This is a genomic window from Bacillus sp. JJ1521, assembly GCF_036965165.1.
Classification (GTDB): Bacteria; Bacillota; Bacilli; order Bacillales; family Bacillaceae_L; genus Ferdinandcohnia.
Genome location: NZ_JBALOX010000052.1, coordinates 39,037 through 47,363 on the forward strand (window position 1 = coordinate 39,037; position 8,327 = coordinate 47,363).

An 8,327-nucleotide genomic window follows, 5' to 3' on the forward strand; every position below is an offset into this window, starting at 1 on the left:
TCCTATGGTTGTTTGGAAAAACTCAAAACAGGTGGAGGGAAAGCAATGACAGTTAAAGGTCAGGTTAAACAAACAATAGCAGGTTTAAAAAGTGCACAAGCAAGCCTTGAACAATTTGCACTTCAAACTCAAAATCAACAAGCCAAACAAATGTATCAAACTGCTTCACAACAAACACAAATGATCGTGGATAGTCTTAACCCACGTCTGCAAGAATTGGATTCGGAAGAACCACAATATCAACAAGAATAAATAAACCCGAAAAAAATCAAGGAACAATTGAAATTCAAGGTTGGTTACAATACCAACCTTTTTCTCCAGTTTTTACGTTCCATGGAGGGGATTGAAGAGATGAAAAGAAAAAAGGTTTTCTTTCGATGTAGTATTTTTTTATTTGTAATTTTAGGGTTATTAGTTGGCTGCAAGGAAAATATGGATTCTGTCAAAAATCAAAGCACATCGATTACGAAAATAAGTGCAAAAAAGTCAATCAATCAAACAACCGCAAATCAAGCTAAGGAGCTATTAATTAAAAGGGATGACGTCACCGGTGTTCGTGGAGTTAATACGAATAAAGAACTCCTAATTGCAATCACGGTCCACCAAATGGATAGATTTCAGCTGAAGACGATTGAAAAGAGTGTGAAAGAGGAGCTAACAAAGGAATATCCAGACTACAAGATTCAAGTATCAACCGATCAAAAAATGTTTCTGGAATTAGATATTTTGGAGAGAAAGCTCGAGAAAGGGGAGACTGGGGAAAAAGAGCTAAAAAAAGAAATAGGGAATATTAAAAGTCTAATGAAAGAGGAAGCATAAGTTAGTGAGGGTAGCCTATGTCAAATAAAAAAAAGAAAAAATTAACCCCTGTTCAACAAGAATATCAAGCCTTTCAAGATCAACGAGAGACAAAAAGACCCATATTTAAAAATTGTATGAAAGCATTTCTAACAGGTGGCATCATATGCTTGATTGGACAGGCGATTCAGACCTTTTACATATACTTTTTCGATTTTACAGACCAAACAGCCGGAAATCCAACAGTAGCTACCTTAATTTTCATTTCCATGTTATTTACAGGATTTGGAGTTTACGACAGAATTGCACAATTTGGAGGAGCCGGTTCCGCCGTTCCTGTTACAGGGTTTGGAAATGCTGTTATCTCCGCAGCGATTGAACATCGTACAGAGGGTTTTGTACTAGGTGTTGGTGGTAATATGTTTAAACTGGCAGGTTCTGTTATTCTTTTTGGCGTTTTTTCAGCCTTTGTGATCGCCACCATTAAAACCATTTTAATCACGTGGGGGGGACTGTAATGCTGACAGGTCATCGAACATGGATATTCGATAAAAAACCTGTGATTATTTCAACAGGAACAGTTGTCGGACCATTTGAAGGGAAAGGTAACCTTGCGCGGGATTTCGACCTGATTCATGGGGAGATTTGGCTAAATCAAGATTCATTTGAAAAGGCACATCAAATTATGCTAGAGGAAGCTTGTCAAAAGGCAATGGAAAAAGCGAATCTGCAAAAGGATCAGATACAGTTTTTCCTTGGCGGCGATTTAATCAACCAAATCACGCCTACAAGCTTTGCAACCAGAACATTAGGTAGCCCTTATCTTGGTTTATTTGGGGCTTGCTCAACTTCAATGGAAGGGTTAGCCCTTTCCGCCTTTTTAGTGAATTATAATGGTGCAAAATATATTTTAACAGGTGCATCTAGTCATAATGCAGCAGTAGAAAAGCAATTTCGCTATCCAACTGAGTATGGTGGCCAAAAACCTCCAACTGCTCAATGGACGGTAACTGGTGCAGGTGTGGCCTTAGTTAGTCCAACGGGCAAAGGCCCACAAGTAACATCAGCCACCATTGGCAGAATTGTAGATATGGGACTGACTGATCCATTTAATATGGGTGGCGCAATGGCTCCGGCAGCTGTTGATACAATTGAGGCTCATTTAAAAGAACGAAACGTCGATCCCTCTTATTATGATTTGATTGTAACAGGGGATCTTGGTCATATCGGTCGAGAGGTATCCCTGGATTTATTCAAAAAACATGGTACTCCAATTAAGGAAGAAAATTATCAGGATTGTGGTCTACTCATTTATCGAGAGGGGCAGCCTGTCCTTGCGGGTGCTAGTGGTGCAGGGTGTTCTGCTTCAGTCGTTTACGGACATATTTTAAATCGTATGAAAAAAGGGGAACTAAATCGGGTCCTGGTCGTTGCCACGGGTGCACTGCTTTCTCCCCTGTCGTTTCAGCAAAAAGAATCGATTCCCTGTATTGCACATGCAGTATCAATCGAAAATGGAGGTGAAGAGCAGGCATGATTTTCTTTTGGGCTTTTGTCATAGGTGGGCTCATTTGTGTGATTGGGCAAATCATGTTTGATGTATTTAAACTCACACCTGCTCATACATTATGTACATTTGTAGTACTTGGAGCACTGTTGGACGCATTCGGTTTATACGAACCGTTCATCGACTTTGCAGGTGCCGGAGCAACTGTTCCAATTACTAGTTTCGGCAATTCCCTTGTACATGGTGCAATGGCAGAGGCAGAATTACATGGGTTGGTCGGTGTGGTAACCGGAATGTTTGAAGTCACAAGTGCTGGTATATCAGCTGCGATTATTTTCGGGATGATTGGTGCATTATTTTTTAAACCAAAAGGATAAGGAGAATGTAAGGTGACAGTCGGCTCCCAAGTGAAACAATGTCTTTCCAGTATAAAAAGTATTGAAGCAAGCTTATCAAGCTTGGCATTACGCACGCAGGATACGAAAGCGAAGCAAACCTTTCATGAAACCATGATGATCATGGATGAAATAAAAAATGATTTAAAGCAGCGAGTCAGTGAAATAGAGCGGGAGGAATATCAGTATAAAGGATTTTAAATCAATTGTAAGGAGTTAATCACATGCCAGATTGGTTAGGTATAGCCGTACGATCAATTGTATTACTATTTGTATTATTTTTATTAACCAAATGGTTAGGGAAGAAACAAATTTCCCAGCTATCCTTTTTCGAATATATTAATGGAATTACAATAGGTAGTATTGCGGCAGAGGTCGCTACAGGCTTGGATAAAAAAATGGCTCATGGATTAATAGGTATGGGGATCTGGTTTGCTGTTCCATTTATCGTGGGTATCCTTTCATTAAAAAGTAAAACGGTAGGGGATTTTGCAGAAGGAAAAGGAACCGTCTTTATTCAGGACGGAAAAGTAATGGAGGATAACTTAAAAAAAGAAAAATATACGATTGATGAATTATTAGCAAAACTACGAGATAAAAATGTATTTCAGGTAGCAGATGTTGAGTTCGCAGTATTAGAGACAACAGGAACCTTAAGTGTTTTATTAAAAAAGGAGAATCAACCAATCACCGCGAAAGTACTCAATATGGCTGTAGCACCGATTAAAGAATCACAAACGGTTATTATGGACGGAGAAATTATGCATGAACCATTGTCATCATCAGGAAATAGTCTAAATTGGCTAGAAACGGAACTCGATAAAATAGGCGTCAGTATTGAAAATGTGTTCATCGGACAAGTGGATACATATGGACAGCTAACAGTCGATTTATTTGATGATAAGATTAAGGTCCCTTCTCCACAGGAAAAACCATTACTTCATGCCACAATAAAAAAATGTCAGGCGGACTTAGAATTATTTGCCCTGCAGACAAATTCCCAATCCGCAAAGGAAATGTACGCAAAGAACAGTGAAAAACTACAGGATGCATTAAATAAACTCACTCCGTTTTTAAAAAACTAAGGAACCAAGTCCTAGAAAAGAGGATTTGGTTTTTTTCACTTCATAAAATTTTCAAAGATTGGAGACTCTAACAATGTTTACATCCTAATTTTAACAATTCGTAATTAAACATCGGGGGTTACCAAATGGATAAGTATTTATGGCCTGTTGTAGTAGGTACTTTACTGGGATTTGTTGCGCGCTTTATCTTAATGCGCACTGATTTTAGACAATACCCTACATACCCAACAGGAAGAATCATTCATCTCGCGTTCGGTTTTATAGCTGCTTTTATTGGGGCTGTGGCTGTTCCTTCGGTTTTAGAGTCAGATTGGGCGGCTGTCACCTTCTTGGGACTTGCGGCAACACAATTTCGCGAGGTACGGAAGATGGAAAGGGAAACACTTGAAAAAATCGATAATATGGAATTAGTCAAAAGAGGCGAAGCATTTATTGAGGGGATGGCTCAAGCGTTTGAAGGTAGGAATTACATTGTCATGTTTGCAGCCATTGTTGCCACATTAGTTGCCATCTATAAAATTTGGTTGGGAATAATCGTCGGACTTATCCTCGTTTTTATTGTGAGGGGAAGAATGAAGGGGAAATTGTTAGTACAAATGGCTGAGATTTCAGAAGGTGAAATTCGATTTGAAGGTCCAAATCTTTATGTTAGTGATATTCATATTAAAAATGTTGGTCTAGAAGAAAGTCGAAAGACCATTCAAGAAAAAGCAGTAGGAGCCATCATTACACCCCAAAATGAAAATAGTATTGTAACTCTTTCACATCTAGGGCAAAGACAGGCAATGTTACATCATATTGCAAATGTCCTTGGTTCCTACCTTGACTCGGGTGAGCCTGATTTTATTCCACTTTCAAAAAGGGATATGGTAGATGGTCGAATTGCCTTATTTTTTTTACCAAGGGAAAAGGACTTCGCTCAAATAAAAGAAGTGCTAAAACATGTACCCGTTCTAGATAGTGCCATTCGTTTACCGCGCCAATCAGATAAAGGAAAGCAATAAAAAAGAGTTTAGGAGAAGAAAAAATGGAACAACCAACTAAAATTATCGCAATCATTACCATTAAACCCGAAAATGTACAAGCCGGTGGTGCACCCGTTTTTGTAGCAAAAGATGCGGCAGAACTTCAAAAAACAAGTTCAACCTTGGAAAAAACGCTAGATGCGTCGGCGCATGAAATTGACCAAAATACCATGATCATCGTTGCCCATTAAACGCAGGCAGGGAAAGGCACCGAATTTTATAAAATTGGAGGCGGTTCATGATGGGGAATAATATAAGGTCATCGGTAGGAAAACCAATCCCGAGAATTGATACAGTGGAAAAAGCAGCAGGGGTTGTCCAATATACTGGTGATTTTACAATGCCCAGTATGTTACATGCCAGATTAGTCACAAGCCAATACGCACACGCCATAATTAAGTCAATTGATAGTACGGAAGCGTGGAAAATACAAGGTGTCCGCGCCATCATTACGGGTGAAATATTTCCCTACCATATTGGCCCAATTTTAGCTGATCGACCCCCATTGGCATTTGAAAAAGTGAGATATTATGGTGAACCTATTGCGATTGTTGTTGCCGACCACGAACATCAAGCAAAAAAGGCTGCATCATTGGTCAAAGTGGAATATGAACAATTGCCTGTCGTCAATACAGTTAGAGATGCTTTTCAAAACAAGACTACTTTGGTTCATGAACATGCAGGACAATATAAAAAATTAATCAGCAATGTGTATCCAGTCTCAGGTACGAATATTGCTAGTCATATTAAAATTCGCAAAGGTGATTTTATTTCAGCCTGGGAACAATGTGCGGAAACGATAAAAGCTACATACTCATTTAATCTATCAGATCATGCTGCCTTAGAAACACGCTGTACAAGAGTGGAAATTAACCCGGTGGGTAAAGTGATTGTTCATTCTACAACTCAAGCGCCCTATACAATCAAGAAAGTTTTGAATCAATTTTTTAACATAGAAGTAGGAAATGTCATAGTTCATGCTCCGATGGTTGGCGGGGCATTTGGTGGGAAAGGTACAGTACAATTGGAACCCCTTGCATACTTAGCTTCGAAGGCTGTCGGCGGTAAAATGGTGAAATTGGATTTTGAACGTGAAGAGGATTTGATTACGGCTCCCTGTCATATCGGCATCGAAGCAACTATTGGACTAGGTGTTGATAAACAAGGAAAGATTTTAGCGGGACAATATACGTTTTTGATAGATTCAGGTGCCTATTCAGACCAAGCTGCAGGTGTAACGCGTGCAGCTGCACTTGATTGTACCGGCCCTTATCATGTTCCGAACGTATGGTGTGATTCGTATTGTATGTATACGAATCATCCATTTGCCACGTCTTTCCGAGGATATGGCCATCCGGAGCTTACTTTTGCAGTTGAACGTACGATGGACCAACTGGCTAAGAAGTTAAATATGGACCCAACCGAACTCCGAATGATCAATGCAATAAAACCGGGTGATACCTCGCCAACACAGGCTGTTATTACAGCGAATAATATTGGGGATGCGAAAAAATGCCTTGATCGAGCAAAGGAATTAATAAAATGGAATGAAAAACCTGAAGAGGCCGGAGGGAACAAAGTAATTTCTAAGGGAATCAGTTTGTATTGGAAAACGTCAACAACAGCAACGAATGCCCAATCGGGGGCAATTCTAACATTTGAACCAGATGGCAGTGTGAATTTGAATTGTGCGGCCATTGAATTAGGACAAGGCACGAAAACAACTCTTGCACAAATCCTTGCCGAAAAGCTACAGATAGATATCAATAAAATTCATGTGACGATGGAAGTCAATACACAATATGACCCACACCAATGGAGGACTGTTGCGAGTAGCACAACATTCTTGGCGGGGCGGGCGGTTATGGCTGCGGCGGATGATGCCATTTCCCAAATGAAAAAAACAGCATCCATTGCCCTTCAATGTTCGGTCGAGGATTTAGAAGTTGGCGGCGGTCGTGTCTATTTAAAGCCTAACCCCGAGTATGGGGTCAAAATAGAGGATTTAGCCATTGGTTATAAATTTCCTAACGGTCATTCTGTTGAAGGACAAATTGTTGGACACGGAAAATATATTCAAAGACATCTAACGCCGATGGATAAAGAAACCGGCTTTGGAAAACCTGGACCTTGGTGGTCTGTTGGTGTGCAGGCGGTTGAGGTTGAATGGGATAAAAGAGATTATACGTACAAAGTTTTAAGAGCAGTCACTGTTTTGGATGGCGGGACGATTATTAATCCAGCAATGGCTACCCAACAAATGAGAGGTGGCATGTATTTAGGTTTAAGCTTTGCCAGCAGTGAAACCTTTATTTTTAATGAGGAGGGTATAGTTCAGAATCCTCAATTACGAACCTATCAAATGTTGAGGTTTGGTGAACAACCGACAGAATACCTTGTTGATTTTATCGAATCCCCTGCTGCAGATGGTCCATATGGTGCACGCGGAATTGGAGAATATGGCGTAATCGGTGTCCCATCTGCACTTGCAAATGCTCTTTCGAATGCGGCAAAAGTGGAGTTAAACCATTTACCACTCACCCCCGAGTTCATTTGGAAGTCAAAAAGGGAGGGTTCGCTGTGATTCCATTTGATTTTGAATACTATAAACCATCAACGATCACTGAAGCTGTTCAAACCTATCAATCGGTTTCCGAACGAGGTCAAAAGGTAATGTTTATCAGTGGGGGTACCGAATTTATCACGTTTGCTCGGTTAAACAAAATCACGACCGATGCCATTATTGATCTTAAAGGAATTCCTGAATGTTTTGTTTTGGAAATGCAGGGGAATGAATTAGTCATTGGTGCTGCAGTTCCACTGAATAAAATAGCGGAGTCAAGATTATTTCCACTTTTAGGTGAGACAGTCAAGCATGTTGCCGACCATACATCAAGAAACAAAATCACAATCGGAGGCAATCTTTTCAGCCAACTAAAGTATCGGGAAGGGCTATTACCGCTTCTTTTATCGGAGACAAGAGTAAAAATCGTGGGTAAGGAAGGAGAAGAAGTTCTTCCTTTGGAAGAAATATTCAGCCATGAAATGGGCTTAAAGAATGACCAATTTCTTGTACAAATTATGATTGATAAAGAGTATCTTGATTATCCTTTCATAAGTCTTAAAAAAACAAGGTTATCTAAAATAGGGTATCCGATTGCTTCCGTCTCGGCGCTTAAAAAAGATAATCAGATAAGAGCGGCTATTAGTGGTGTTTGTGAATATCCATTTCGATCATCTGAATTAGAGACTGTCTTAAATGATGATAATTTATCTATCGATAGTCGAATTACGGAGGCAATGAAGAAACTTCCTTCAGGTATTGTAAATGATTTCGAAGGGTCAGCAGAATATCGGCAATTTGTTTTAAGAAATATGCTGGAGGATGTTATCGAAGCCTTGAAGGAGGGAAATGCATGATCTCGAATGGTCCTTCCAAAACTGTCGTAAGTCTCCATGTGAATGGGGAAACGAAGGAAGTCATGATACGCTCTGCCGACACATTACTACATACAAT

General features: G+C 39.8%; 11 protein-coding genes. All 11 read left to right on the top strand.

Going from position 1 to position 8,327, the window contains the following annotated elements; genetic code table 11:
• Positions 1 to 45 precede the first annotated feature (45 nt).
• Entirely contained in the window at positions 46 to 252 is a 207-nt protein-coding gene (locus V7147_RS08770; protein WP_335367484.1) for a DUF1657 domain-containing protein, read from the top strand.
• A 99-nt stretch (positions 253 to 351) separates the two neighbouring features.
• The gene (locus V7147_RS08775) at positions 352 to 819 is read left to right on the top strand and encodes a YhcN/YlaJ family sporulation lipoprotein (RefSeq protein ID WP_335367472.1); all 468 of its coding nucleotides are present in this window, start codon (positions 352 to 354) and stop codon (positions 817 to 819) included.
• A gap of 17 nt (positions 820 to 836) precedes the next feature.
• The gene (gene spoVAC, locus V7147_RS08780) at positions 837 to 1,316 is read left to right on the top strand and encodes a stage V sporulation protein AC (protein WP_335367473.1); all 480 of its coding nucleotides are present in this window, start codon (positions 837 to 839) and stop codon (positions 1,314 to 1,316) included.
• Positions 1,316 to 2,335: a stage V sporulation protein AD gene (gene spoVAD, locus V7147_RS08785; RefSeq protein WP_335367474.1), complete on the top strand. Its 1,020-nt coding sequence runs from the start codon at positions 1,316 to 1,318 to the stop codon at positions 2,333 to 2,335. The genes spoVAC and spoVAD overlap by 1 nt, the downstream gene beginning before the upstream one ends.
• The gene (gene spoVAE / locus V7147_RS08790) at positions 2,332 to 2,682 is read left to right on the top strand and encodes a stage V sporulation protein AE (protein ID WP_335367475.1); all 351 of its coding nucleotides are present in this window, start codon (positions 2,332 to 2,334) and stop codon (positions 2,680 to 2,682) included. Before spoVAD ends, spoVAE begins: the two co-directional genes overlap by 4 nt.
• A gap of 12 nt (positions 2,683 to 2,694) precedes the next feature.
• On the top strand, positions 2,695 to 2,901 hold the full coding sequence (locus tag V7147_RS08795; protein WP_335367476.1) for a DUF1657 domain-containing protein: 207 nt from the start codon (positions 2,695 to 2,697) through the stop codon (positions 2,899 to 2,901).
• Between the two features lie 23 nt (positions 2,902 to 2,924).
• The gene (locus V7147_RS08800; protein ID WP_335367477.1) at positions 2,925 to 3,785 is read left to right on the top strand and encodes a DUF421 domain-containing protein; all 861 of its coding nucleotides are present in this window, start codon (positions 2,925 to 2,927) and stop codon (positions 3,783 to 3,785) included.
• A gap of 125 nt (positions 3,786 to 3,910) precedes the next feature.
• Positions 3,911 to 4,789 carry a YIEGIA family protein gene (locus V7147_RS08805; protein ID WP_335367478.1) on the top strand — a complete coding sequence of 293 codons (879 nt, stop codon included), beginning with the start codon at positions 3,911 to 3,913 and terminating at the stop codon, positions 4,787 to 4,789.
• 23 nt (positions 4,790 to 4,812) lie between these two features.
• On the top strand, positions 4,813 to 5,001 hold the full coding sequence (locus tag V7147_RS08810; RefSeq protein ID WP_335367479.1) for a capping complex subunit for YIEGIA: 189 nt from the start codon (positions 4,813 to 4,815) through the stop codon (positions 4,999 to 5,001).
• 47 nt (positions 5,002 to 5,048) lie between these two features.
• Positions 5,049 to 7,394, top strand: coding sequence for a xanthine dehydrogenase family protein molybdopterin-binding subunit (locus V7147_RS08815; protein WP_335367480.1), 2,346 nt, complete (start codon positions 5,049 to 5,051; stop codon positions 7,392 to 7,394).
• Positions 7,391 to 8,230 carry an FAD binding domain-containing protein gene (locus V7147_RS08820; RefSeq protein WP_335367481.1) on the top strand — a complete coding sequence of 280 codons (840 nt, stop codon included), beginning with the start codon at positions 7,391 to 7,393 and terminating at the stop codon, positions 8,228 to 8,230. The genes V7147_RS08815 and V7147_RS08820 overlap by 4 nt, the downstream gene beginning before the upstream one ends.
• Positions 8,231 to 8,327 lie beyond the last annotated feature (97 nt).